Origin of the sequence: Actinomadura geliboluensis (assembly GCF_043197915.1) — a bacterium.
Taxonomy (GTDB): domain Bacteria; phylum Actinomycetota; class Actinomycetes; order Streptosporangiales; family Streptosporangiaceae; genus Spirillospora; species Spirillospora geliboluensis.
This window is the reverse complement of the sequence record NZ_JBICUA010000016.1, coordinates 39,243-63,038: the sequence shown is the minus strand read 5'-3', so window position 1 is coordinate 63,038 and position 23,796 is coordinate 39,243. Positions and strand designations below refer to the sequence as shown.

The following is a 23,796-nucleotide window of genomic DNA, read 5'->3' as shown; positions in this document are numbered from 1 at the left end:
CGCGTCCCCCGGGGCCCGGTGCCGCGATTGCCCTACTTGAGCTTCTTGCCGGCGGACTGGAGGTTCTCGGCGGCCTCGACGATGCGGGCGGCCATGGCGGTCTCCGCGGCCTTGCCCCACGAGCGCGGGTCGTACTGCTTCTTGTTGCCGACCTCGCCGTCGACCTTCAGCACGCCGTCGTAGTTGCGGAACATGTGCTCCGCGACCGGGCGGGTGAACGCGTACTGGGTGTCGGTGTCGATGTTCATCTTGACGACGCCGTAGGAGACGGCCTCGCGGATCTCCTCCAGCGACGAGCCGGAGCCGCCGTGGAAGACCAGGTCGAACGGCTTGTCCTTGCCGTACTCGGCGCCGACCGCGTCCTGGATCTCCTTGAGCACCTCGGGACGCAGCTTGACCGAGCCCGGCTTGTAGACGCCGTGCACGTTGCCGAACGTCGCCGCGAGGATGTAGCGGCCCTTGTCGCCCACGCCGACGGCCTCGGCGGTCGCGAGCGCGTCGCCCGGCGTCGTGTACAGCTTCTCGTTGATCTCGTTGGCGACGCCGTCCTCCTCGCCGCCGACGACGCCGATCTCCATCTCCATGATGATCCGGGCCTTGGCGCACTCCTCCAGCAGCTCGGCGGCGATCTGCAGGTTCTCGTGCAGCTCGACGGCGGACCCGTCCCACATGTGCGACTGGAACAGCGGCTCCTCGCCGCGCGCCACCCGCTCCTGGGAGATCTTGATCAGCGGACGCATGAAGCCGTCCAGCTTGTCCTTCGGGCAGTGGTCGGTGTGCAGGGCGATGTTCACCGGGTACTTGGCGGCCACGACCCGGGCGTACTCGGCCAGCGCGGTCGCGCCGGTGACCATGTCCTTCACCGTGGAGCCGGACAGGTACTCGGCTCCGCCGGTGGACACCTGCACGATCCCGTCGCTCTCGGCCTCGGCGAAGCCGCGCAGCGCGGCGTTCAGCGTCTGGCTGGACGTCACGTTGATCGCGGGGAAGGCGAAGCCGTCCTGCTTCGCACGGTCGAGCATCTCCGCGTAGACCTCGGGCGTTGCGATGGGCATTGTCAGCGTCCTTTCATACGCAGCGGTGCCGCCGGGCGTCCCGCCGGGCGGTAGCACCCGGTGGTCCGCGTACCCAGGCGAGCGCCCAGGTCACGCGGTTTCCGGGTCGGGCATGCCGTCCACCCCCAGTATCCCGCCTCTACGGAGCGGGTTGAAAGGTACGCTCGCCGTGTGGATCTCACGACCCTTCCCCTGAACATCACAGAGTGGCTGCACCCCACCGCATGGTTGCAGCTCTTCGGCACCTTCGCGACGATCGGCGTGCTCGCCATCATCTTCGCGGAGACCGGACTGCTCTTCGGCTGCATCCTTCCGGGCGACTCGCTGCTCTTCACGGCGGGGATCCTCACGGCGGTCTCGACCGTCAACGGGCAGGAGTTCCAGCCGCTGTCGCTGCCCTGGCTGCTCATCGGCGGCCCGATCGCGGCGATCTCCGGCGCGCAACTCGGGCACTGGCTCGGCGCCAGATACGGCCGACGGCTGTTCGACCGCCCCGACTCCCGCATCTTCAAGCAGGAGTGGGTCGAGAAGGCCGAGCACTACTTCAACCGGTTCGGTCCGGCGAAGGCCGTGGTGCTGGCGCGGTTCATCCCGATCGTCCGCACGTTCCTGAACCCGCTCGCCGGCATGCTCGGCATGGACGCCAAGCGCTTCTTCATCTGGAACGCCATCGGCGGCGTGATCTGGACGGACGCCCTGTTCCTGCTCGGCCACTTCCTCGGTTCCGAGGTCCCCGACATCGAGAAGTACATCCTTCCCGGCGTCGCGGTGATCCTCGTTCTGTCGGTGATTCCGATCATCCGGGAGGTGCTGAAGGGGCGTAAAGCGGACCACGGTCCAAATAAGAATGGTCCCGAAGAGTCACGTCCGTCGCTCAGCGGTGACAGTTATCGCTAACCTCCCCATGTGGGACGTCATCGGTCGGACCCTAGGGGTCTCGCGCGCATACTGATCGCGGCATTGGCCGTGGTGGCCGCCTTGGCCCTTCTCGTGGTCGGCGGCATGGCCCTGGTCAACGCGATCACGGGCGAACCCGACCAGACCGGGCCGTCGACGGCCGCCTCGCCATCGAGCGGCGGCAAGACGACACCGAGCGCCAACGAGAAGGAGACGCCGGCGTCCGACGTACCCCTCGTGATCAGCGTGACCGGCCAGCCCACCAGCGTCGTGGTCCGCGTCGCCGACACCGGCGGCAAGGTGCTGACCAACACCACGCTCAACACCGGGGACACCCTCAAGTACGAGCAGGCGCCCCTTCAGGTCGTCGCCGGCAACGGCGGCTCCCTGAAGGTCGTCATCTACGGCGAGGTGCAGCCGCGCAAGACCGCCGGCCAGCGCGGCCAGTGGTTCGTCAAGGCCAAGAGCTGACCGGGCGTCACCCCAGGCCGAGGTCCGCGACGTCATAGGGGTGGCGGTAGACGAGGCCCTCCTCGGCGATGCGCCCGGCGGCGCCCCGCTCCAGGATCGTCGCGACCGCCACGACCTCCGCGCCCGCCTCCCGCAGCGCCTCCACCGCGGTCAGCACGGACCCGCCCGTGGTGGAGGTGTCCTCGACCGCGAGGACGCGCCGCCCGGCGACGTCCGGCCCCTCGATGCGGCGCTGCAGCCCGTGCGCCTTGCCCGCCTTGCGGACGACGAACGCGTCCAGCGCCCGCCCCCGCGCCGCCGCCGCGTGCAGCATCGCGGCCGCCACCGGGTCCGCGCCGAGCGTGAGCCCGCCGACGGCGTCGTACTCCAGGTCGGCGGTCTCGTCCAGCATGACCCGCCCCACCAGCGGCGCCGCGGCGCCGTCCAGCGTCACCCGGCGCAGGTCCACGTACCAGGACGCCCGCTTCCCCGACGACAGCACGAAGTCGCCGTGCACGACGGCCTTGTCCTTGATCTTCTGCAGCAGCTCGTCACGATCGCTCACGGTCAGAGCCTATTGATTCCGCACCGGCGCCCCGGCGCCGCCATGCGCTCCCGCGCGTGTAGGTTCGGCGGCGTGACTCCCGGAACCGTCGTCCTGCTGCACGCCCCGCACGCCACCGCGGCCTCCTGGGGCGACCTGCCGGAGATGCTCCGCTCCTACGGCCTGGACGTGGTGGCGCCGGACGTCCCGGACGAGACCGGCCCGCGCTACATCGCCCGCGTCTCCCTGATCATCACCGCGACGGCGCCGGCACCGCCGCTCGCCCTGGTCGCCCACGGCACCGCCGGCCCGCTGCTGCCCGGCATAGCCCTGGCCCAGCGCGCGGCCCACCGCCCGGTCGCCGGATTCGTCTTCGTGGACGCCGATCTGCCGCGCCGCGGCCGGCACGACCATGCCGACCCCGGAAACGACCTCCCCATGGCCCCAGATTGGCCGGAGGCGCCCTGCGGCTACCTCCGCACCCATGCGGACCGCACCGCCCCCTCCAACCACGATGAGGCCCTCAGAGAGGCGCACCTGCGCGGCTGGCGAACAACCGACCACGAACCCCCGACAACGGTCGCCCAATCCCTGAGCGAACTAATAACCGAGCTTTAGCCGCGCAGGGGGACGCGCCGACTCCGCCCTAACGGGCGGCTGAGACCTCACGCGTTCTTGAGGAGGTCGTCCAGGAGGGCGTCGTAGTCGTCTTCGCCTCGGCCGAGGTCCACGCGGGCGCGGTAGCGGAGGCGGAGGAGCGCTTCGAGGCTGTCTTCGGCGATGGCGGCGTCGTCGGGGCCCGGGGTGAGGGAGTCGGCGTCGGGGGCGGGGGCCTCGTCGGGGCCGCCGCCCATGCCGGTGCCGACGGCGCGGTCGCGGATGGCGAGCACGACGTCGGCGCCGCTGGTGGCCCATTCGTGGGCGCCGGTCGCGTCGCCCTGGGCGTACAGCACCTCGGCGACGGCGCGGTACACCTCGGGGTCGCGGGGGCTGTCGGCGCGGATCTGGTCGAGGAGGGTGCGGGCCTCGTCGGCGCGGCCCAGCTCGAAGAGCGCGTCGGCGAGGTAGGCGCGCGGGTCGCCGTAGGTCTCGCCGCCGTCGTCCATGGCCCTGCGGTACAGCTCGGCGGCCTTCGCGTGGTCGCCGGCGTGCTGCCACTGCTCGCCGGCGCGCAGCAGGACGTTGGCGCGTGACACCCCACCGGAGACCGACTCGGCCAGCTCGGACAGCCGGCGGGCCGCCGAGATGTGATCGCCGGTGCGCAGGGTGTCGAACTCCAGGTCGTCGAGATCGTCTTCCGTCACATGCGTCACGCTTCAACGCTACCCGGCGGCGCGCGGCCGAAGCGGGCGAATCGACGATGATCGCCGAATACCGCCGCGTACCTGTCAGCTCACCTGCGGGAACGTTCTAGCGCGTCCCAGAATCCGCGGCGCAGCGCGTGCCGCACCTCGTCGTGGAGCAGGAAGTCGATCGGCAGCGAGGAGCCCTGCAGCAGCCGCGCCTCCAGATCGGACGGCATGCGCGGCTTGCGGGCGAGGACGGCCTCCAGCCACAGCGCGGGCGCGTCGCGGGCGACGGACTCGCCGAAGTCCTGGCCCTCCTGGTGGGCGGACTTCACGGCGTCCGCGAGGGTCGGGGTGCTCTGCGCCGGGACGGGGAGCTGCTGCGGCCCGGTGTAGGGGCCGTGCTGGCCGCTCGGCTGCGACGGCAGCGTCTGCGGAGGGGGCGGCGGGGACGGCGCGGGGATCGGCGACGAGCCGTACTGCGGCCCGGAACTCGGCGGCGGCGCGGGCATGGGCGGCGCCGAGGGGGCCGGTGCGGAGGGGGCCTGCGTGGAGGACGGCCCGACGAGGGGCGACGGCCCGGTCGTGGAGGCGGGCTGGAGCGGGATCTGCTGGCCGCCGGTGCTGTAGGACGATCCGGCGAGGCCGCTGCCGGGCAGTGGCATCGGCCCGGTGCCGGCGCCGCCGCCGGTGCCGCCGCCGCCGAACCCGCCGGTCATGGCGGGGCCGAGGTCGCGGACGGACGGCATGGACGGCGCGGACGACGGCGCGGACGACGTCGGGACGGGCGGCCCGGTGACCGGGGACGCGGGCGGCGGCCCGCCGTGCGTGGCCGGGGCCAGCGTGCCGAGCGACCCGCTGTGGCCGTTGCCGCCGCCGTGCCCGTTGGACAGGGGGCTCGTCCCGAGGGAGGAGCCGGACGCCGCGTCCATGCCGGCGAGCAGGTTGACGTAGGGGCGCAGGTGGCCGGACCCGATCTCGATGAGGTCGTCGCACTCCTGCCGCAGCACCCGGGAGATCGTCCAGTTGCCGTCGACGGCGACGTGCACGACGGTGACGCGGACGCCGAGGTCCTGGGCGTCGGTGACGATCTGCGCGAGGTCCTCGTCGCCGCTGACCAGGACGGCGTCGGCGAGGGCGCCGTTGCGGGCGAGGGTCATCAGGTCGCGGTGGATCTCGGTGTCGACGCCCTCGCGGCGGCCGGGCCGGACCCGGCCGAGCCGCAGCTTGAGGCCGGGCAGGTCGGCGAGCGCGTCGTGCTCGGGCGAGCGGCGGCCCTCGATCGTCGCCTCGTACCAGTAGCAGCGCAGCAGCGGCATGCCCGTGCGCTCCCTGGCCAGGTCGCCGAGGAGTTGCAGGAGGCCGCCGAAGTCCCACGAGACCGTTTCGCGATGGCGCGTGCCGTGCACAGCCATGGCACCGTCCGCCAGCAGATAGCCGGCGTCAACGAACAGCGCGCAACGATCCATGCGGCACCGTCCTTCCTCAACACGGGAGCTCACAGCGTGCCCACTCGGCGTAGCGACCCCGGGCGCTTATAGCGTAGTGAAGCCCTGCAGCCCAGTAGGCCAATACGGCGATTCGCCACTCTTTCATGGCGACCCGCCCGTTGGCGACTCCCCGGTAACAACGAAATGGGAGCCGCGGCGGACGCTACCAGCCGTTTCGCGCCGGCCCCGCGCTTCCGCCGGATCTTTACGGGAAGAAGCAGCTCACGGGTTCGGAACCGGTATCAGCACCTTACTCGAAACCTTTTCGAGTCTCGCGCATTGTGGTCGCTTGACCACTGACCGTCATACATTTCGGGCGCGATTTCCTTTTCCCGGGGCGCCGCCCGGCCGGGCGGGGGCTCAGGTGATGCTCGCGCGGCCCATCTCGCTGAGGCGGCCGTCGCCGTGCGGACTCTCCCAGCGCACGTTGCAGTCGCGCCCGGACAGCTCGACGGTCGCGATGGCGTTGTGGAACCAGGGGCCCTCGGTCATCCGCCACCGGATCGGCGGGACGGGCACCTTCGCGAGCTTCGCCAGCAGCCGGAAGGGGGCGCCCGCCGCCCGCGAGTACGCGATGCGGTTCGCCCATTTGAACTTGCCCTGCAGTGGGTTCCGCAGCGGCGAGCAGACGATCTGGGACACCTTCGACTGCGTGCCCGGCTCGGTGACCCGAGCCAGGTAGGAGTAGTGGATGTCGCCGGACAAGAAGGAGATGCTCGCCGGCGCGGGGCCGCGCTCACCGCGTCCGACGGCGATGACGTCGGCGGCCACGTCGCGGAACGACCGCTCGAACGCCGCCCAGTGCTCCAGGTCGGCGGCCTGCCGGATCTTCTCCCCGACGCCCGCGCCGCGCTTGCCCCAGGCGCCGCCGGCGACGGCCTCGTTCCACGACTCGGCGTGGTGGATCGCCATGGGGAGCAGGTAGGGCAGGGAACTGGCGATGAGCAGGTGGTCCATGCCGCCCTGGCACTGGCCGTCGAGCCAGTCGAACTCCTCGTCGTCGAGCATCCCGCGCCGGTCGGCGGTGAGGAGCCGCGAGCACCGGCTGTCGACGACGATCAGGCGGGTGCCGCCCCAGTCGTGGGCATAGCTCCAGCGCGTACTGGCAGGCTCCTTGTCGGCCCGCTCCGCGAACTCGTCCAGGACGGCCCCGGCGTCGCCGGTCGTGTCGGACGCCTCGCGCAGCTTCGCGAGCAGCGGGTCGGACGCCCGGTCCTGCGGCGACATGTTCCCGAGGTGCTGGTAGATCCAGTACGACCCGATCCCGCCGGTGATCCGGTCCTTCCACCACGGCTGCGACCACATCTCCCGCCGCCACGCGTAGGAGGTGTTCCAGTCGTCCCGGATGTCGTGGTCGTCGAAGATCGTGAGGGTCGGGACGGTCGACAGCAGCCACCGGACGGCGGGGTCGCCGTGCCAGGCGAGCTGGTAGAGGTGGGTGTAGTCCTCGAAGTCGGCGGCCTCGTCGGCGGGCTGCTCGTCGGGGCCGCGTCGGCCGCCGATGAACGCGCGCATCTCGTCGCTCAGCTCGTCGGCGTACACCTGGTCGCCGACCATGAGCAGGATGTCGGGCCAGGTGACCGCGTCGCCGCCGGTCCGGAGCCGCTCGGCGAACGCGGCGAGCGCGTCGTGGCCGAACTCCGCCACGGTGCCGGGCGAGCGGCGGCAGGACCCGAACGAGATCCGCAGCCCGCCGCTCTCGTCCAGCGTCCTGAGCTGCGACGGCGGGAAGCCGTCGTCCTCGGGCCAGACGGTCTCGCCGTCGGTCCGCACTTCGTAGGGGATGCGCGAGCCCGCCGCGAGCCCGTCGATCTCGACGAGCGCGTAGTGGTGGCCGTGCGCCGTGAACGTCCGGGCGGACGCGTCGACGCCGTGCTCCTCGTTGACGACCCGGACCTCGCAGGGCCGTTCGGTCTCCACCCAGATGGTCGCGGTGTGGTGACTCACATGCCGGAGATGGGGCCCGAGTACCAATGCGCTCATAGGAGGTCTCTCTAGCGGACCGGACCCCGCCGCGTCCACCCGATGCGCGGCGGTCGTGCGTGCGCCTCCCGTGCCGCGCGGCCCGGCCCCTGCCCGAGGGCACGGACCGGGCCGCGGTCTCAGAGGCGGGTCAGGACGAGACGGCGCACTGGCCGCGGTCGGCACGGCGCGGCCCGTCGGCCGTCGGCCGGATGTCGAAGTCGAAGATGGCCGTGGGCAGGTAGAGCGAGCAGCAGGCGTTCGGGATGTCGACGACGCCGCTGACGCGCCCCTCGATCGGCGCGGCGCCGAGCAGCAGGTACGCCTGCTCGCCGCTGTAGCCGAACGTCTTGAGGTACTCGATGGCGTTGAGGCAGGCGTTCCGGTAGGCGAGGGTGGCGTCGTTGTAGTGGTTGGTGTCGGTGCCGTGGTCGACGGAGATGCCGACGAAGCTGATGAACTCCGAGTAGCGCGGCTCCACGTTGCCCGGCATGAACACCGGGTTGGTGGTCACGCCGTACTTCTCCATGCCGCCCTTGATGATGTCGACGTGGAAGTCGATGAAGCCGCCCATCTCGATGGCGCCGCAGAAGGTGATCTCGCCGTCGCCCTGGCTGAAGTGCAGGTCGCCGCCGGACAGCATGCCGCCCGGCACGTGGACGGGGTAGAAGACGCGCGAGCCGCGGGTGAAGTTCTTGATGTCGTGGTTGCCGCCGTTCTCGCGGGGCGGGACGGTCCGGGCCCCTTCGGCGCCGACCTTCGCGAGGGCGTCGCCGGTGAGCGTCCCGGCGAGGGTGCCGTCCGTGAGGGGCGGCAGTGCGAGCGGTGGCACGCGCAGGGGGTCGGTGTCGATGAGGGCCTGTTCGCGGGCGTTCCAGCGGGCCAGCAGTTCTGGTGACGGGGCCGTGCCGAACAGGCCGGGGTGGGTGATGCCGGTGAAGCGCACTCCTGGGATGTGGCGCGAGGTCGCCTGCTGGCCGTGGAAGTCCCAGATGGCCTTGTAGGCGTCGGGGTAGTAGTCGGTGAGGAAACCGCCGCCGTTCTGCTTGGCGAAGATGCCGGTGTAGCCCCACCCCTGGCCGGCGATGCCTCCCGTCTCCTGCGGGATGGGGCCGAGGTCGAGGATGTCGACCACGAGGAGGTCACCGGGTTCGGCGCCCTCGACGGCGATGGGCCCGCTCAGCATGTGGCAGGGCGACAGGTCGACGTCGCGGATGTCATTCGCGGAGTCGTTGTTGCCGATCTGGCCGTCCGTCCACTCCCGGCACTCGACGCGGAACTCCGCGCCGGGCCGGACGGTCGCCGCCGCCGGGATGTCGGGGTGCCACCGGTTGTGGCCGGGCACGTTCTGGTCGCGCATGGACCGGGCCTGGTCGACGCTGAAGACGACTTCGGGCATGGGGTACCTCCTGAAGCGGATCGGGCGAGAAGAAGAAGACGAGATCAGGGGCCGGCGACGGGCTCCGGCGGCGCGCCGGCGGGCACCCGTCCGGGACGGGTCAGGACCCAGAGCCCGGCGAGGACGGCCACGGCGCAGCCGGCCAGGACGGCGGCGAACACGGCGGACGTCGAGTAAGTGTCGGTCAGCAGCAGGAACGCGGGCAGCGTCGTGGTGCCCGCGGCGTTGGCGAGCGTGACCCAGCCCGTGTAGCGGGTCAGCTCCTCCCGCTTGAGGCCGAGGACGAGGAAGAACAGGAACCAGAGGAACGACCAGCAGAGCCAGATGACCCCGAACGGGTGGTCCCGGACGTCGAGGAAGTTGATCGCGGCGAAGCCGAGCGCCGCCAGCGCGACGAACAGCGAGAACCAGCCGGCGCCGGTGGTGTCGAGCCCGGCGAGCAGGCCGATGCCGACATAGAGATAGGTGAACCCGAACAGGTAGATCCCGGCCGCCGCGGTGATCGCCGCGAGGTCGTCCCCGGCGGCGACGAGCAGCAGTGTCGGCAGCACCACCTGCAGCGCGCCGACGAAGAGGTTGAGGAGCGCCGCCGAGCGGGCCTCGACGCGTCCGAGCATCATCAGCGCGTTGACGAACAGGACCGCGCCGACGTAGAGCAGGCCCACGCTTCCCATGGTCAGGGCCGGGGGAGGAGCGCGTGCCGGGGATCGGCGGGCGGGGTGGGACGGGGGCGTCCCGGCGGCGGCGCCGAGACGATCTTCGGCTCGTGCCTGCTGGCCTCCTGGGCGTCCAGCGCCCGGGTCAGCGGCGCGCCGGGCCGGGTGAGCGCCGGGGCGGTGTAGACGCGGCGGGCGGTGCCGCCGCAGTCCGCGCACGGGTTCTCGGGGCGTGCGCCGCCCATCGGCAGCGCGAGGTCGAAGGGTCCGCACCGGGCGCAGCGGTACTGATAGATCACCATGACGGGCCTCCAGCCGCACGGATTACTTCCCACAGAAACTATTCGGATGTGAAGTAATAGTCAATGGGTGTGCGGCCGGATCCCGCCGGCCCGCCCCCGCGCCGGTCAGGCGGACGCGAGCGCGGCCTTCGCGCCCTCCAGGAAGACCTGACTGTGGTGGGTCGCCGCCATGATGGGGCTCTTAGTTTCTGCCGAAACTATTTCGACGGGAAGTAAGGGTCAAGGGGTGAGCTGGCACAGCACGTCGAACTCCAGCCCGTCGGCGGCGGCGAGGAAGACCCGCTGCCGCAGGTGCCGGTCCCGCACCTCGACGGGCCCGCGCGGCCCGTCGTAGCCGATGCCCTCGGCGACCGCGCTCATCCGGCGCACGTCCGGCTCGCCGCTGCGCCGGAACAGCTCGCCGAGCAGCCGCACCCCCTCGTAGCAGGACTCGCCCATGCTGTTGAGCGGCGGCGCCTGCGCGCCGAAGCGGCGGTGGTAGCGGGCGCCGAAGTCCAGGCCGTCCCCGGTCGGGAGCGTCTCGAAGAACCCCGCCGCCGCGTACAGCCCGCGCGTGCCCTCCACACCCGACGCGAGCAGCATGTTCTCGTCCATCAGCGGGCTGAACCGCAGGTGCGGCAGCCCCGCCGCGCCGAACGCCCGGTTGAACGCCACCGCGTCGTCGCCGACCAGCAGCATGAGGACGCCCTCGCAGCCGCTCGCGTCGATCCGGCGCAGCGGGCCGCTGAAGTCCTCTGTGCCGAGCCGGACGAAGATCTCGTCGCACAGCACCGCGCCCTGCTCCGCCAGGTACGACCGGACGGCGTGCGCCGAGACGCGCGGCCAGACGTAGTCGTCGCCGATGACCGTCCAGCGCCGGATGCCGAACTCCGCGGCGAGCCGCCGCAGCGCCGGCCGCAGCTGCCCGTCGGGCGTCTCCCCGGTGAGGAACACCCCCGGCGAGCGCTCGCCGCCCTCGTACAGCGCGGTGTAGACGTACGGGACGCGCCCGGCGAGGCGCGGCGCGAGGCACTGCCGGACGGCCGAGATGTGCCAGCCGGTGACCGCGTGCACGGCGCCCGAGCCGACCAGCGACCCGACCCGGTCGGCGACCACCGGCGGCGGCGCGCCCCCGTCCACGAGGACCAGCCGCAGCCGGCGGCCGAGCACGCCGCCCTCGGCATTGATTTCTTCCTGTGCCAATCGAGCGCACAGCTCGGCGGAGGGCCCGAAGAGTCCCGCGGGCCCCTGCAACGGCACCACCAGGGCGACGTTCAGGTCGTCCATATCCGGGACGGTAGCCCATGGGCGGCCGAAAATACTTTCTACGAGGCGGTAATCTTGGTTGTTGCGATGACTACGACAGGTGTTCCGCAGCACGAGCTGGACCTCCCGCGGGTGCTGGCGCGCGTCGAGCGCGACATCACCGCCCGGCTCGGCGCCGCCCTCAAGACCGCCGGCTCGACCGTGGAGGAGTGGCGCGTCACCTCCCTGCTGTCCGACGGTTCCGGGCATCCGATGACCGAGATCGCCGAGCACGCCCTGCTGCCCGCTCCCACGCTCACCAAGGTGGTCGACCGCCTGGTGTCCGCCGGCCTGGTCTACCGCCGCCCGGACGAGGAGGACCGCCGCAGGATCCTCGTGTTCCTGTCCGAACGCGGCCAGGAGGAGGTCACCCGCCTGACCGCCGCCGTCGAGACGGAGTGGGTCCGGGTCCAGGACGCGGTGGGCCGCGAAGAGCTGGCCCTACTCCGCGCCCTCCTCACCCGGATCTCCACCCATCTCCCCTGAGCGCAGCGTCTCGGCCTCCTTGTCGGGGGCCAGACCCACCACTGGACGGTCGGGGCGCTGTGGTGCCCGTCCGCCTATCGACTGGAGCCACTGCCAGGTGTCGGCGACCGTCTCCTGGACGGGCCTGCAACGCAGCCCTGCGGCGAGGGCCTTGTCGGCGCTGGCTTGGTGCATGGTGTCGTGGGCCTCGCCGGGCGGAAGCCAGACCGGAAGGTCCGTCCACGGCTGGATGCCCGCTTTCAGGATGGTCTCCGGGGCCGTCCAGACGAGGTTCGCGTTCGAGCCGGTCACGTGGATGCAGGCTTGGAGCAGCTCCTCCATCGTCGTGTGGGCCGGTTGGCCGACCAGGTTGTAGGGGCCGCCTAGGCCCTGCTCTGCGGCGTCCAGGGTCCATGCAGCCAGGTCGCGTACGTCGATGTACTGCAAGCCCAAGTCGCGTGGTCCAGGGGCCAGGACGTCACCGCCTTGCGCGATGCGGTTCAGCCACCACGGCAGGCGCCCGATGTTCTCGTAAGGGCCCAGGATGAGACCGGCCCGCATCAGCAGGGCCTTGTCTCCGAAGGTGTCGAGCGCAGCGAGTTCGCTGCCTCGCTTGGCGGCGGCGTAGTCCACGTCGCCGGCGTCTGGAGAGCCGTCCACCACGGCCGTCTCCTCCGTGAGGCCAGGCGGCGTGGGGAACCGGTAGACGGAAACGCTGGATATGTAGACGTAGCGCCCGACCCGGCCCGCGAGAAGGCGCGCGGCGTCGCGGACGGCGGACGGTGCGCCCGACCAGGTGTCGACCACCGCGTCCCACTCGCCGTCCGCGAGGGCTTTGAGTCCGTCGGCGGTGGTTCGGTCGCCGTGCAGTGACCGCACCCCGGCGGGCGGGTCGTGGCGTCCGCGATGGAAGACGGTCACGTCCCAGCCGCGTGCAAGGGCGTCCTCGGTGATGGCCCGCCCCACGAACTCCGTCCCGCCCAGCATCAGAAGCCTCATGAGGAGAACTCTGCCTTCCGTACGTTACGTACAGAACCCCTGCACGCTCACAGCGGAATCACCGCGCCGTCCTGCGGCGGGCCGCGTAGGGCGGTTGTGGGTGGCGCGGAATTGGCGGGTTCGGGTGGGCCGATTCTGCGGATGGAGTGGTGCAGCCGGGCTGACCGGTTTGGATACGGGTCGGTATTCATACCCCAGTCGGGGGATGTGGTTGGGATTCACCTAGTTGGTGTTGCTGGGGGCAAAATTGTGGCTATGGTCGAGTTCCTGCAACTCTCATTCGGTGGGGGAATGAGTGCGGATTGACGACTGCCTTGCCCGGATGATGACGATCCCGGGGGCCCAGCGGGTGACGCTGGTGGACTGCGCCAGCGGGCTCGCCGTCGCGGCGGCGGGCCGCGAGGACATCGTTGACCAGCATGAGGACGCGGCGAGCGCCACCGATGTGGTGCGGGCGGTGCTGGCCTCGCCGGCGCTCAGCGCGACCGCGGCGGGCGATGACATCGAAGAGATCATCGTATGCGGCGCCGCGGGATATCACCTCTTGGCCCTTTCCGGAGCCGACGTCGACGGGCATCTCTTCGTCCATTTACTGCTCGACCGGGAGAACGGAAATATCGCGCTCGCGCGGCTGCACATGCGGAGCCTCGTCCGTGAAATGGCGGACGGGTGACATGGGCGGCGACATTTGCGGTGCGCTCGCCGCACAGGAGCGGGAAAGGCGCACCGGTGTGCTCCGAGTGGGCGACGATGGCGCGTTCCATCTCGCCGGCGGGGCCGTGGTCCACGCCGAGAGCAGGCACGTGCCGGGCGCCGGTGACCTGCCGGGCGGGCCCGATCCCGAGCTGCCGGCGCTGCTCGCGCTGTTCGACGCCGCCTACTTCCTGCTCGGTTCGGCGGCCGAGCCGGTGTTCACGGAAGGCGTGGAGGAGCCGGCGGGCGGCCCGCTGCGGATCGGCGTGGCGACGCTCGTGCACGAGCAGCGGCGGCGCCGCGCCCGGCTCGACGCGGCCTGGCCGGGCGGGAGCGTCGACGCCGCGCCCGTCGTGCCGGTCCGGCGGGTGCGGCGGCAGCGCGTCATCCTGACCGGCGTCCAGGCGGAGATCCTGCTCAACGCCGACGGGCGGCGCACGCCCGCGCGGCTGGCCCGCGACCTCGGGCGGACGGCGTTCGGCTGCCTGCTCGCCGTCCGCGGCCTGGCCGCGGCGTCGCTCGTGGAGACGGAACCGCCCGCAAGGGCGGAGCCGCCCGTGGCAGCGGTGCCGCGGGGGTGGGACGCGGGGGCGGTCGAGTGGGCCGCGCCCGATCACGAACTGCTCGACCGGCTGCGGACGGCACTGGTGGAGCTCGGCTGACCGGACGACCGGTGAAACGACTGATCGAAGGGCTGGCGAAGGTGGCGAAACGAGCGGGGACGGGGACGGCGGCGCGGATCCCCGAGGCCGAGGTGGCGACGGAGCTGCGGGCGCTGCGGGCGCGCGTCCCGCAGCTCACCGGCAGCCTGGTCGCGTCGGCGGACGGGCTGCTCATCGCGCACGACCTGGCCGCGGCCGTCGAGCCGACCGGGATGGCGGCGGTGACGGCCACGGGCCTGTCGCTGGCGCACCGGATCGCGCTGACCGCGCACGGCGGCGCGTTCCACGAGGTGGTGATCCGCGGGGTGGACGGCTACGTGGTGATCTACGCGGCCGGCCCGACCGCGTCCCTCACCGTCCTCGCGGAACCGACCGTCAACGTGGGGCGGCTGCATCTGGAGTCGCGCCCGGTCGCGCGCGCCGTCGCCGCCCACCTGTCGACCCCGCGCCGAAGGCAATGACAACGAAAGGGGAGCATGTGTCCAACCTCGACCTCTCGCTGAAGGACATGATGACGATCGACGGGGCGATCGGCGCCGCCGTGGTCGACTACAACAGCGGCATGGCGCTCGGGCATCTGGGCAGTTCCAAGACCCTCGACCTCGAGGTGGCCGCCGCCGGGAACACCGAGGTGGTGCGGGCCAAGTTCCGCACCATGGAGCAGCTCGGCCTCAAGGAGGACATCGAGGACATCCTCATCAGCATCTCCAGCCAGTACCACGTCATCCGCCCGGTGACCGGACGCAAGGGCAAGGGCCTCTTCCTCTACATGGCCCTCGACAGATCCCGCGCGAACCTGGCCATGGCCAGGCACCGGCTCCGCGACATCGAGGAGAACCTGGAGGTGTGACGGCGGGCGGCCCGTCCACCGTCGCGCACGCGGTGGACGGGCACGCCGTCCGATGCGGGGGGCCGTCAGGTGTTGAGCAGGCGCAGCATCTGGCGGATCTCGGCGGTGCGCGACTCCACGATCCGCTTCGCGAACGCCATCGCGTCGGGGCTCGCGCCCTTGCTCTGCTCCGCCCGCGCCATCTCCACCGCGCTGCCCTGGTGGCCGATGAACAGGTTGAGGAAGGCGGGCTCGAAGCCGGTGCCCTTCGTCCTCCGCAGGGTGCCGATCTCCTTGGCGCCGGTGGCGGGCGCGGCGCCGTGGTGCAGGTGCGCCTGCGTCGCCGCGCCGGACGTCGTCGGCTTCGACCACTTGCCGAGCCACGCCTTCATGAGCTTCAGCTCCTCCGACTGGGTCGCGTCGACGGCCGCGGCCAGCGTCCGCACCTCCTTGCGCGGGGCGCGTTCGGCGGCCAGGCGCACCATCTCCAGGCCCTGCTTGTGGTGGGCGACCATCATCTGCAGGAAGACCACGTCCTGGTCGTTGTAGCCGGCTGCCGGGGCGCTGGAGGCCGCGCTCGCCGGCTTCGTCTTCGCCGGCTCGCCGCTGCACGCCGTCAGCAGGACGGGCGCGGCGAGAGCGGCGGCGGCCAGCAGGAGCGCGCGGCGACCGGCCGTCACAGTGGCAGCCACAGGGCCAGCGTGAACTGCGAAGGCTCCCAGCCCTGGAGCGCCGTGTGGCCTTGGCGGCAGCGGAACTGCGCGCCGTTGAACGACACGACGTCGCCCGTCTTGTACGTCTCGCCGGCCCGCCACGTCCCGCCGGCCGCGGGCTCGCCGGTCGGCGCGGGCGGGCGGCTGCTCGGCGGCGGCGCCGGTGCGGTCGGAGCCTGCGTCGTGGGGCTCGGCGCCGGTTCCGGTTCCGTGGTGGGCTCCGGCTGGGAGCCGCCCCCGCCCACGTTGAGGTCGATGCAGCTGTAGAACGCGTTCGGGGTGTCGCCGATGTTCCACACCGCGAGGACGGTGCGCTTCCCCGGGAACTTGCTGAGGTCGACCTTGTGCGTGACGACCGCGTCCGGCTGCTGGTTGCCGCCGTCGAACGTCGCGACCTTGGTGTTCCCGATGAAGTACTCCCAGTTGGACGTGCGGTGCCGCGCGGTGAACACCCACCGGAAGTCGACGCTGGTCCCGACCGACGCGGCGGGCCAGTTCCGGCTCTCGTCCGCGAGGACGGCGAACTGGCCGAGGCCGCCGTCGCAGCTCTTCAGCCCCTTCGGGCCCTCGACGCTCTGCGGTTCGAACTGGATGGGGCCGCAGTCGGGGACGGCGCCCGTCGCACACAGCGCCTGCCGGCTCGGGGGAGCGGAGACGTAGCCGTGCGCCGAGGCGGGGGCGGCGACGAGCACCGGCGCCGCGACGGCCGCCGCGGCGGCGAGGGGGTAGGCGACGGACCTGCGCATGAGGAGATCTCCCAACGGTCGTCCCGCGGCCACCGGATTTCGGCGTGCCGCAATGCCGTCGGACGCTAGCGGGGGAATCCCTAAAGAAACTTTAATAATCTTCGAAGGGACCGTGAAGGCGCCTCCCGCCCCTGCTCACCGCCCCGCACGCTGGGAAGACGAACGGGCCGGCGCGGTGCGCGCCGGCCCGTCGGGACCCGTTACTTGGTGAGGGTCAGGCCGCTCTTCGGGGCGACCGTCAGGCGGTCGGCGGCCTCGTCCAGGTCGACCACGATCTCGTCGCCGTCGCGGACCTCGCCGGAGAGGAGCTCCCTGGCGAGCTGGTCGCCGATCGCCGTCTGCACGAGGCGGCGCAGCGGGCGCGCCCCGTACAGCGGGTCGTAGCCGGTCAGCGCCAGCCACTCCCGGGCCGCCGGCGTGACCTCCAGCGTCAGCTGCCGGTCGGCGAGCCGGTCCGCCAGCTTCTCGACCTGCAGGTCCACGATGCGGGTCAGCTCGGTCGTCGACAGCGCGTCGAACAGGATCACGTCGTCGAGGCGGTTCAGGAACTCCGGCTTGAACGAGTTCCGGACGGCGTTCCACACCGCCTCCCGCTTCGCCCCGTTCTCCAGCGTCGGATCGACCAGGAACTGCGACCCGATGTTGGACGTGAGGATCAGGATCGTGTTGCGGAAGTCGACCGTGCGGCCCTGCCCGTCCGTCAGCCGGCCGTCGTCCAGCACCTGCAGGAGGATGTCGAACACCTCCGGGTGCGCCTTCTCCACCTCGTCCAGCAGCACCGCCGAGTACGGGCGGCGCCGGACGGCCTCCGTGAGCTGCCCGCCCTCCTCGTAGCCGACGTATCCGGGCGGCGCCCCGACCAGCCGGGCGACGCTGTGCTTCTCGGAGTACTCGCTCATGTCGATGCGGGTCATCGCCCGCTCGTCGTCGAACAGGAACTCCGCGAGCGCCTTCGCCAGCTCGGTCTTGCCGACGCCGGTCGGGCCGAGGAACAGGAACGAGCCGGTCGGGCGGTCCGGGTCGGAGATGCCCGCGCGGGCGCGGCGCACCGCGTCCGACACCGTGCGGACCGCGGCCTCCTGCCCGATCAGGCGGTGGCCCAGCTCGTCCTCCATGCGGAGCAGCTTCGCCGTCTCCCCTTCGAGCAGCCGGCCCGCGGGGATGCCCGTCCAGGACGCGACCACGTCGGCGACGTCGTCCGGGCCGACCTCCTCCTTGACCATCGCGTCGCGGTTCTCCGCCGCCTCCGACGCCTCCTCCAGCTGCTTCTCCAGCGCCGGGATCTCACCGTAGGTGAGCCGCGCGGACGTCTCCAGGTCGCCGTCGCGCTGGGCGCGCTCCGCCTCCCCGCGCAGCTGGTCGATCGTCTCCTTGATCTCGCCGACCCGGTTCAGGCTCGCCTTCTCCTTGTCCCAGCGGGCGACGAGGCCGGTCAGGTGCTCCTGCTTGTCGGCGAGGTCCTTGCGCAGCCGGTCGAGCCGCTGCCGGGACGCCTCGTCGGTCTCCTTGGCGAGGTTCAGCTCCTCCATCTTCAGCCGGTCCACCGCGCGCTGCAGCTCGTCGATCTCCACCGGCCGGGAGTCGATCTCCATCCGCAGCCGGGACGCGGCCTCGTCCACCAGGTCGATCGCCTTGTCCGGCAGGTACCGGGAGGTGATGTAGCGGTCCGACAGCGTCGCCGCCGCGACCAGCGCCGAGTCGTTGATCTGCACCTTGTGGTGCGCCTCGTAGCGGCCCTTCAGCCCGCGCAGGATCGCGATCGAGTCCTCCACCGTGGGCTCGCCGACGAAGATCTGCTGGAAGCGGCGCTCCAGCGCCGGGTCCTTCTCGATGCGCTCGCGGTACTCGTCCAGCGTCGTCGCGCCGATCATGCGCAGCTCGCCGCGCGCCAGCATCGGCTTCAGCATGTTGCCGGCGTCCATCGCGCCCTCGGCCGCGCCCGCCCCGACGACGGTGTGCAGCTCGTCGATGAACGTGACGATCTGCCCCTCGGACTCCTTGATCTCGTTCAGCACGGCCTTCAGCCGCTCCTCGAACTCGCCGCGGTACTTCGCGCCCGCGACCATCGCGCCGAGATCCAGCGAGACGAGCTTCTTTCCGCGCAGCGACTCCGGCACGTCGCCCGCGATGATGCGCTGCGCGAGGCCCTCCACCACGGCCGTCTTGCCGACGCCGGGCTCACCGATCAGCACCGGGTTGTTCTTCGTACGGCGCGACAGCACCTGAACCACTCGGCGGATCTCCGCGTCCCGGCCGATGACCGGGTCGAGCCGCCCGTCGCGCGCCGCCGCCGTCAGGTCGACGCCGTACTTCTCCAGCGACTGGTACGTGCCCTCCGGGTTCTCGCTGGTGACGCGGGCGTGCCCGCGCACCTTCTCGAACGCGTCCAGCAGCGCCTGCGGCGTCGCCCCGAACTCCTTCAGCAGGCCCGCCGCCGGGCCGCCGTCCGCGGCGAGGCCGACCAGCAGGTGCTCGGTCGAGACGTACTCGTCCTCCAGCTGCTGCGCCCGGTTCGCCGCCGTGTTGATCGACCGCTGCAGCAGGCCCGACAGCCGCGGCGACGACACCGTCGACCCCTGCGCCTTCGGCAGCGCCGCGAGCTGCTCCTCCGCCCGCCGCCGGATCGCCTGCCAGTCGGCGCCGACCGCCTCCAGCAGCGGCACCGCCGTCCCGTCCGGCAGCGCGATCAGCGCCGCCAGCAGATGCTGCGGCTCCACCTCGGGATGCCCCTCGGCCGCCGCCCTGCGGACCGCGACCGACACCGCCTCCTGGCTCTTCTGCGTCAGCTTGTAGTCCATGTCCCCAGTCCCCGTGAAAAGTCCTATTCGGAGTTGCGCTCGCGCCAGACCACGACGCTCGTGTGCCGGATCGGCACCAGGTCGGAGCCGGGCGTGCCCGGTTCCCCGTGCCGCCGCTGCTGCGCCAGCCGCGCCGCGACGGACCGGGTCGATTCGAGTTCGTTGGCGAGCTCCTCCAGCGCCGCGTGCGCCTTCGCGAGCTCCTCGCGGAGCCGCACGTTGTCGCGCTGCAGCTCCAGGATGTGCTTGATGCCGGACAGGTTGATGCCCTCCTCCTGGGAGAGCCGCTGGATCTCGCGCAGCATCACGATGTCGCGCATCGAGTAGCGCCGCCCCCGCCCGGCCGTGCGGCCGGGGGACACCAGCCCCATCCGGTCGTAGGTGCGCAGCGTCTGCGGGTGCAGCCCCGACAGCTGCGCCGCCACCGAGATCACATAGACCGGAGTGTCATCACCGAAGGGGTCAGTGTTCATGGCTCACTCCGTTCGCCCGCGCCCGGGAGAACATCGCGCCGCCTTCCCTCGTCGCGTGCTCGCTCGTTCCTCGCTGCGCGCGCTCCTCAGTCCAGGCGGCGCGCTCCCGACCGCTCATTCCTTCACTCCTGTCTGGCCTGCTGCAGGATGTCGGCGCGGAGGTCGTCGCCGCCGCCCGATTCGCGGAGCTTGGCCAGCGCCTCGCGGGACTGCTCGTCCAGCTTCTGCGGGACGTGCACGTCGACGGTGACGAGCAGGTCGCCCTTCGTGCCGTCGCGCCGGGTCGCGCCGCGGCCCTTCACGCGGAACTTGCGGCCGTTGGGGGTGCCCTCCGGCAGCTTCAGCGTGACGGGCTGGCCCTGGAACGTCGGGACGCGGATCTCGCCGCCGAGCGCCGCCTCGGGGAAGGTCACCGGGATCGTCAGGGTGAGGTTGTCGCCGCTGCGGCCGAACACCGGGTGCGGGCGCACCTTGATGTTCACGTACAGGTCGCCGGCCGGGCCGCCGTTCTCGCCCGGGGCGCCCTTGCCCTTCAGCCGGATCTTCTGGCCGTCGGCGACGCCCGCCGGGATGCGGGCCTGGATGGTGCGGGTGCCGGTCGCGCGGCCGCTGCCGTGGCAGATCGGGCACGGGTCGTCGACGACGAGGCCCCGGCCGCGGCACTCGTGGCACGGCTCCTGGAAGCCGAAGTTGCCGAGGTTGCGGGTCTCGTGCCCGGTGCCCTCGCAGTTCGGGCAGACGCGCGGCACGGTGCCGGCCTTCGCGCCGGTGCCCCGGCACGCGTCGCAGGCCGCCTCGCTGGTCAGCTTGATCGGGACGGTCACGCCGTTCATCGCGCGGCCGAACGACAGCGTCACCTCGGTCTCCACGTCCGCGCCGCGCCGGGCGCGCCGCGTCGTCCCCGTGGTGCGGGTGCCGCCGCCCCGGCCGAACAGGCCGCCGAACAGGTCGCCGATGCGCTCGCCGGCGCCGCCCGTCTGCGTCCCCGTGCCGCCCTGGCCGAACAGGTCGCCGAGGTCGAACCCGAAGCCGCCGCCCTGCTGGCCGCCGCGGAACCCGCCCGGCATCGACCGGACGGTGTCGTACTCCTTGCGGCGCTTCTCGTCCGACAGCACGTCGTAGGCCTCGGAGACCTCCTTGAAGCGCTCCTCGGCCTCCGTGTCGCCCTTGTTGGCGTCCGGGTGGTACTTGCGCGCCAGCTTCCGGTAGGACTTCTTGATCTCCTCCTGCGAGGCCGTCTTCGCCACACCGAGGACCTTGTAGTAGTCCTTCTCCAGGTAGTCCTTGGTGCTCACGGCGCCCCGCCTTCTGCTCTCGCCACTTGCCACATGTCCTTCACGCCCCCGACCGGGCCCGCCCCCGGATGGGAGCGGGCCCGCGCGGGCTCATTCGCCGTCGTCGCCCGGCTCGTCACCGGGCTCGCCCGGGCCGGCGTCCGGGTCGGGATCGGCCACCGCGACGCGCGCCGCGCGCAGTATCCGCTCACCGATCCGGTACCCGGGCTGGAGGACGTCGACGACGCTCGTCTCGGTCACGTCCGCCGAGAGCGAGTGCATCAGCGCCTCATGCACGGTCGGGTCGAAGGGCTCGCCCTTCTCGCCGTACCGCTCCAGGCCGAGCTTGCCCGTGACCGCCTCCAGGCTCTCCGCGACGGACTTGAACCCGCCGGTGAGCTCGTCGTGGTCGCGGGCGCGGCCGATGTCGTCCAGCACCGGGAGCAGCTCGGTCAGCACCTGCCCGAGGGCCTGCTCGCGGACCGCGACCCGGTCGCGCTCGACCCGCTTGCGATAGTTGTCGTACTCGGCCTTCAACCGCTGGAGGTCGGCGAGCCGCTCCGCCAGCTGGGTCTTCAGCGAGGAGACCTCCTCGTCGGAGACCTGCTCGGCGACCCCGTCCACCGGGGCCTCCGGGGCGGACGGCGAACCCGCCGCCTGCCCCCGGACCTCCCCCGTCTCGGGATCGATGCGCCGCTTGTCGCGGATCACCGGGCCCTCCTTCTCCTCGCCCTCACCGGAGGAGGACGTCACGATGCACCACCCTTCTGGGGGGCGACCCCCAGACCCCCGAAGCGGGGGGCCGAAGACCCTCGCTTCGCTGCGGTCATCGGCCCTCCTCCTTCGGCTTGTCCTCGTCCACGATCTCCGCGTCGACGACCTCGTCGTCCTGCGGGCCCTGCGCGTCGGCCGTCGGACCGTGGTCCTCGGCGCCGGCGGCGGCACCCTCGGGGTTCTGCGCGTACATCGCCGCGCCCATCTTCTGGGAGACCTGCGCGAGCTTCTCGGCGCTGCCCTTGATGGCCTCGACGTCGGTGCCCTCCAGGGCCTTCTTGACCTCGGCGACCGCGTCGTTGACCTCGGTCTTCAGGTCCGCGGGGACCTTGTCGTCGTTCTCCCGCAGGAACTTCTCGGTCGAGTACGCGAGGGTGTCGGCCTGGTTGCGGACCTCGGCCTCCTCCTTGCGCTTGCGGTCCTCCTCGGCGTACTGCTCGGCGTCCCGGACCATCTGCTCGATGTCGTCCTTCGGCAGCGCGCTGCCGCCGGTGATGACCATCGACTGCTCGCGGCCAGTGCCCTGGTCCTTCGCGCTGACGTTCACGATGCCGTTCGCGTCGATGTCGAAGGTGACCTCGATCTGCGGGACGCCGCGCGGCGCCGGCGGCAGACCGGTGAGCTGGAAGGTGCCGAGCTTCTTGTTGCGCGCGGCGATCTCGCGCTCGCCCTGGTAGACCTGGATCTCCACGGACGGCTGGTTGTCGTCGGCGGTGGTGAACGTCTCCGACCGCTTGGTCGGGATCGTGGTGTTCCGCTCGATGATCTTGGTGAAGATGCCGCCCTTGGTCTCGATGCCGAGGCTCAGCGGGGTCACGTCCAGCAGCAGGACGTCCTTGACCTCGCCCTTCAGCACGCCGGCCTGGAGGCTGGCGCCGATCGCGACGACCTCGTCCGGGTTGACGCCCTTGTTCGGCTCCTTGCCGCCGGTCAGCTCCTTGACCAGCTCGGACACCGCGGGCATCCGGGTCGAGCCGCCGACCAGCACGACCTGGTCGATCTTGTCGACGCCGATGTTGGCGTCCTTCAGCACCGACTGGAACGGCGCCTTGGTCCGGTCGAGCAGGTCGGAGGTCATCCGCTGGAACTCGGCCCGGGTGAGCTTCTCGTCCAGGTGCAGCGGGCCCTCGGCCGACGCGGTGATGTAGGGCAGGTTGATCTGCGTCTCGGACGAACCGGACAGCTCGATCTTCGCCTTCTCCGCGGCCTCGCGCAGCCGCTGCAGCGCCATCTTGTCCTTGGACAGGTCGACGCCGTTGGCGTTCTTGAACTTCTCGACCAGCCAGTCGACGACCTTGTTGTCCCAGTCGTCGCCGCCCAGGTGGTTGTCACCGCTGGTGGCCTTGACCTCGACCACCCCGTCGCCGACCTCCAGCAGGGAGACGTCGAAGGTGCCGCCACCGAGGTCGAAGACCAGGATGGTGGCCTCCTTCTCCTTCTCCAGGTGGTAGGCCAGCGCCGCCGAGGTCGGCTCGTTGATGATCCGCAGGACGTTCAGGCCCGCGATCTGGCCGGCCTCCTTGGTGGCCTGCCGCTGGTGGTCGGAGAAGTACGCGGGCACCGTGATGACCGCGTCGGTGACGGTCTCGCCGAGGTAGGCCTCGGCGTCCCGCTTCAGCTTCTGCAGCACGAACGCGCTGATCTGCTGCGGGTTGAAGTCCTTGTCGTCGATCTTGGTCTTCCAGTCGGTGCCCATCTCGCGCTTGACCGACCGGATGGTGCGGTCCACGTTGGTGACCGCCTGGCGCTTGGCGACCTCGCCGACCAGCACCTCTCCGTTCTTGGCGAAGGCGACGACGGACGGCGTGGTCCGCGACCCCTCCGCGTTCGCGATGACGGTGGGCTCCCCGCCCTCCAGGATCGCGACGACCGAGTTGGTCGTCCCGAGGTCGATGCCGACCGCACGTGCCATGTTCTCGTCCTCCGTCGTTTCCGGTGTTATCGCAGCCCCGGTCGCCCCCAGGGCGCGGCCGGTTCGTCTTCTCCGTCGCAAGGTTGCCCGGACCGGCGCCCCCGTGTCAAATGACTTGAGTCGACCCGGCTCA

Annotated in this window: 25 protein-coding genes; 8 read left to right on the top strand and 17 right to left on the bottom strand. The window is 71.5% G+C overall.

Going from position 1 to position 23,796, the window contains the following annotated elements:
- Positions 1-32: 32 nt before the first annotated feature.
- Positions 33-1,055, bottom strand: coding sequence for a class II fructose-bisphosphate aldolase (gene fbaA, locus ACGFI1_RS38820; protein ID WP_392740984.1), 1,023 nt, complete (start codon positions 1,053-1,055; stop codon positions 33-35).
- A gap of 171 nt (positions 1,056-1,226) precedes the next feature.
- Between fbaA and ACGFI1_RS38815 the strand changes: the two genes are divergently transcribed.
- Both ACGFI1_RS38815 and ACGFI1_RS38810 read left to right on the top strand, forming a co-directional pair.
- A complete protein-coding gene (locus ACGFI1_RS38815) occupies positions 1,227-1,952 on the top strand; it encodes a DedA family protein (protein ID WP_386874343.1) in 726 nt (241 codons plus the stop codon).
- Between the two features lie 72 nt (positions 1,953-2,024).
- Entirely contained in the window at positions 2,025-2,423 is a 399-nt protein-coding gene (locus ACGFI1_RS38810; protein ID WP_386874502.1) for a RodZ domain-containing protein, read from the top strand.
- A gap of 7 nt (positions 2,424-2,430) precedes the next feature.
- On the opposite strand, the gene pyrE is transcribed toward ACGFI1_RS38810, so the two are convergent.
- Positions 2,431-2,967 (bottom strand): orotate phosphoribosyltransferase, encoded by a 537-nt coding sequence (gene pyrE / locus ACGFI1_RS38805; protein ID WP_138641899.1) that lies wholly within the window; start codon positions 2,965-2,967, stop codon positions 2,431-2,433.
- A gap of 72 nt (positions 2,968-3,039) precedes the next feature.
- Between pyrE and ACGFI1_RS38800 the strand changes: the two genes are divergently transcribed.
- Positions 3,040-3,564 (top strand): hypothetical protein, encoded by a 525-nt coding sequence (locus ACGFI1_RS38800; protein WP_392792678.1) that lies wholly within the window; start codon positions 3,040-3,042, stop codon positions 3,562-3,564.
- A gap of 47 nt (positions 3,565-3,611) precedes the next feature.
- On the opposite strand, the gene ACGFI1_RS38795 is transcribed toward ACGFI1_RS38800, so the two are convergent.
- The 7 genes from ACGFI1_RS38795 to ACGFI1_RS38765 form a co-directional block, all read right to left on the bottom strand.
- The gene (locus ACGFI1_RS38795; protein ID WP_386874345.1) at positions 3,612-4,259 is read right to left on the bottom strand and encodes a tetratricopeptide repeat protein; all 648 of its coding nucleotides are present in this window, start codon (positions 4,257-4,259) and stop codon (positions 3,612-3,614) included.
- Positions 4,260-4,339: 80 nt separating this feature from the next.
- Positions 4,340-5,701 carry an NYN domain-containing protein gene (locus ACGFI1_RS38790; RefSeq protein ID WP_392792676.1) on the bottom strand — a complete coding sequence of 454 codons (1,362 nt, stop codon included), beginning with the start codon at positions 5,699-5,701 and terminating at the stop codon, positions 4,340-4,342.
- 381 nt (positions 5,702-6,082) lie between these two features.
- Positions 6,083-7,705 carry an alkaline phosphatase D family protein gene (locus ACGFI1_RS38785; RefSeq protein ID WP_449202390.1) on the bottom strand — a complete coding sequence of 541 codons (1,623 nt, stop codon included), beginning with the start codon at positions 7,703-7,705 and terminating at the stop codon, positions 6,083-6,085.
- A gap of 130 nt (positions 7,706-7,835) precedes the next feature.
- Positions 7,836-9,083 (bottom strand): formamidase, encoded by a 1,248-nt coding sequence (fmdA, locus tag ACGFI1_RS38780; protein ID WP_138641896.1) that lies wholly within the window; start codon positions 9,081-9,083, stop codon positions 7,836-7,838.
- Positions 9,084-9,127: 44 nt separating this feature from the next.
- Positions 9,128-9,748 carry an AmiS/UreI family transporter gene (locus ACGFI1_RS38775; RefSeq protein WP_449202388.1) on the bottom strand — a complete coding sequence of 207 codons (621 nt, stop codon included), beginning with the start codon at positions 9,746-9,748 and terminating at the stop codon, positions 9,128-9,130.
- A gap of 11 nt (positions 9,749-9,759) precedes the next feature.
- On the bottom strand, positions 9,760-10,041 hold the full coding sequence (locus ACGFI1_RS38770) for an FmdB family zinc ribbon protein (protein ID WP_392792670.1): 282 nt from the start codon (positions 10,039-10,041) through the stop codon (positions 9,760-9,762).
- A 219-nt stretch (positions 10,042-10,260) separates the two neighbouring features.
- Complete coding sequence (locus ACGFI1_RS38765) at positions 10,261-11,307, bottom strand: substrate-binding domain-containing protein (RefSeq protein WP_392792669.1); 1,047 nt, start codon at positions 11,305-11,307, stop codon at positions 10,261-10,263.
- A 66-nt stretch (positions 11,308-11,373) separates the two neighbouring features.
- Here ACGFI1_RS38765 and ACGFI1_RS38760 point away from each other — a divergent pair, with 66 nt between their 5' ends.
- On the top strand, positions 11,374-11,811 hold the full coding sequence (locus ACGFI1_RS38760) for a MarR family winged helix-turn-helix transcriptional regulator (RefSeq protein ID WP_387076728.1): 438 nt from the start codon (positions 11,374-11,376) through the stop codon (positions 11,809-11,811).
- On the opposite strand, the gene ACGFI1_RS38755 is transcribed toward ACGFI1_RS38760, so the two are convergent.
- Positions 11,767-12,789: an NAD-dependent epimerase/dehydratase family protein gene (locus tag ACGFI1_RS38755; RefSeq protein WP_392792667.1), complete on the bottom strand. Its 1,023-nt coding sequence runs from the start codon at positions 12,787-12,789 to the stop codon at positions 11,767-11,769. The two genes, ACGFI1_RS38760 and ACGFI1_RS38755, sit on opposite strands and share 45 nt — an antisense overlap.
- A 295-nt stretch (positions 12,790-13,084) precedes the next feature.
- Between ACGFI1_RS38755 and ACGFI1_RS38750 the strand changes: the two genes are divergently transcribed.
- The 4 genes from ACGFI1_RS38750 (at position 13,085) to ACGFI1_RS38735 (ending at position 14,994) form a co-directional block, all read left to right on the top strand.
- The gene (locus ACGFI1_RS38750) at positions 13,085-13,462 is read left to right on the top strand and encodes a hypothetical protein (RefSeq protein WP_240807725.1); all 378 of its coding nucleotides are present in this window, start codon (positions 13,085-13,087) and stop codon (positions 13,460-13,462) included.
- 67 nt (positions 13,463-13,529) lie between these two features.
- Positions 13,530-14,144: a hypothetical protein gene (locus tag ACGFI1_RS38745; protein WP_392792666.1), complete on the top strand. Its 615-nt coding sequence runs from the start codon at positions 13,530-13,532 to the stop codon at positions 14,142-14,144.
- 11 nt (positions 14,145-14,155) lie between these two features.
- The gene (locus ACGFI1_RS38740; RefSeq protein ID WP_301173765.1) at positions 14,156-14,605 is read left to right on the top strand and encodes a roadblock/LC7 domain-containing protein; all 450 of its coding nucleotides are present in this window, start codon (positions 14,156-14,158) and stop codon (positions 14,603-14,605) included.
- 47 nt (positions 14,606-14,652) lie between these two features.
- The gene (locus tag ACGFI1_RS38735) at positions 14,653-14,994 is read left to right on the top strand and encodes a hypothetical protein (protein WP_387078385.1); all 342 of its coding nucleotides are present in this window, start codon (positions 14,653-14,655) and stop codon (positions 14,992-14,994) included.
- 65 nt (positions 14,995-15,059) lie between these two features.
- Here ACGFI1_RS38735 and ACGFI1_RS38730 read toward each other — a convergent pair whose 3' ends face one another.
- The 7 genes from ACGFI1_RS38730 to dnaK form a co-directional block, all read right to left on the bottom strand.
- Positions 15,060-15,665 carry a DUF305 domain-containing protein gene (locus ACGFI1_RS38730; RefSeq protein ID WP_392792664.1) on the bottom strand — a complete coding sequence of 202 codons (606 nt, stop codon included), beginning with the start codon at positions 15,663-15,665 and terminating at the stop codon, positions 15,060-15,062.
- Positions 15,650-16,432, bottom strand: a complete 783-nt coding sequence (locus ACGFI1_RS38725; RefSeq protein WP_392792662.1) for a lytic polysaccharide monooxygenase — start codon at positions 16,430-16,432, stop codon at positions 15,650-15,652. The genes ACGFI1_RS38730 and ACGFI1_RS38725 overlap by 16 nt, the downstream gene beginning before the upstream one ends.
- Positions 16,433-16,632: 200 nt before the next feature.
- Positions 16,633-19,230 carry an ATP-dependent chaperone ClpB gene (gene clpB / locus ACGFI1_RS38720; RefSeq protein ID WP_392792661.1) on the bottom strand — a complete coding sequence of 866 codons (2,598 nt, stop codon included), beginning with the start codon at positions 19,228-19,230 and terminating at the stop codon, positions 16,633-16,635.
- A 23-nt stretch (positions 19,231-19,253) separates the two neighbouring features.
- Positions 19,254-19,703, bottom strand: coding sequence for a heat shock protein transcriptional repressor HspR (locus ACGFI1_RS38715; protein WP_392792660.1), 450 nt, complete (start codon positions 19,701-19,703; stop codon positions 19,254-19,256).
- 122 nt (positions 19,704-19,825) lie between these two features.
- A complete protein-coding gene (gene dnaJ / locus ACGFI1_RS38710; protein ID WP_392792659.1) occupies positions 19,826-20,998 on the bottom strand; it encodes a molecular chaperone DnaJ in 1,173 nt (390 codons plus the stop codon).
- 90 nt (positions 20,999-21,088) lie between these two features.
- Positions 21,089-21,730: a nucleotide exchange factor GrpE gene (gene grpE, locus ACGFI1_RS38705; protein WP_338072557.1), complete on the bottom strand. Its 642-nt coding sequence runs from the start codon at positions 21,728-21,730 to the stop codon at positions 21,089-21,091.
- A gap of 73 nt (positions 21,731-21,803) precedes the next feature.
- The gene (gene dnaK, locus ACGFI1_RS38700; protein ID WP_301173766.1) at positions 21,804-23,663 is read right to left on the bottom strand and encodes a molecular chaperone DnaK; all 1,860 of its coding nucleotides are present in this window, start codon (positions 23,661-23,663) and stop codon (positions 21,804-21,806) included.
- Between the last annotated feature and the right edge of the window lie 133 nt (positions 23,664-23,796).

What these genes read in the sequence shown, in the direction of transcription:
- fbaA (WP_392740984.1), bottom strand. Translation starts at nt 1,055, where the DNA reads ATGCCCATCGCAACGCCCGAGGTCTACGCGGAGATGCTCGACCGTGCG.
- ACGFI1_RS38790 (WP_392792676.1), bottom strand. Translation starts at nt 5,701, where the DNA reads ATGGATCGTTGCGCGCTGTTCGTTGACGCCGGCTATCTGCTGGCGGAC.
- ACGFI1_RS38785 (WP_449202390.1), bottom strand. Translation starts at nt 7,705, where the DNA reads ATGAGCGCATTGGTACTCGGGCCCCATCTCCGGCATGTGAGTCACCAC.
- fmdA (WP_138641896.1), bottom strand. Translation starts at nt 9,083, where the DNA reads ATGCCCGAAGTCGTCTTCAGCGTCGACCAGGCCCGGTCCATGCGCGAC.
- ACGFI1_RS38770 (WP_392792670.1), bottom strand. Translation starts at nt 10,041, where the DNA reads ATGGTGATCTATCAGTACCGCTGCGCCCGGTGCGGACCCTTCGACCTC.
- ACGFI1_RS38765 (WP_392792669.1), bottom strand. Translation starts at nt 11,307, where the DNA reads ATGGACGACCTGAACGTCGCCCTGGTGGTGCCGTTGCAGGGGCCCGCG.
- ACGFI1_RS38760 (WP_387076728.1), top strand. Translation starts at nt 11,374, where the DNA reads ATGACTACGACAGGTGTTCCGCAGCACGAGCTGGACCTCCCGCGGGTG.
- ACGFI1_RS38755 (WP_392792667.1), bottom strand. Translation starts at nt 12,789, where the DNA reads ATGAGGCTTCTGATGCTGGGCGGGACGGAGTTCGTGGGGCGGGCCATC.
- ACGFI1_RS38735 (WP_387078385.1), top strand. Translation starts at nt 14,653, where the DNA reads ATGATGACGATCGACGGGGCGATCGGCGCCGCCGTGGTCGACTACAAC.
- ACGFI1_RS38725 (WP_392792662.1), bottom strand. Translation starts at nt 16,432, where the DNA reads ATGCGCAGGTCCGTCGCCTACCCCCTCGCCGCCGCGGCGGCCGTCGCG.
- clpB (WP_392792661.1), bottom strand. Translation starts at nt 19,230, where the DNA reads ATGGACTACAAGCTGACGCAGAAGAGCCAGGAGGCGGTGTCGGTCGCG.
- ACGFI1_RS38715 (WP_392792660.1), bottom strand. Translation starts at nt 19,703, where the DNA reads ATGAACACTGACCCCTTCGGTGATGACACTCCGGTCTATGTGATCTCG.
- dnaK (WP_301173766.1), bottom strand. Translation starts at nt 23,663, where the DNA reads ATGGCACGTGCGGTCGGCATCGACCTCGGGACGACCAACTCGGTCGTC.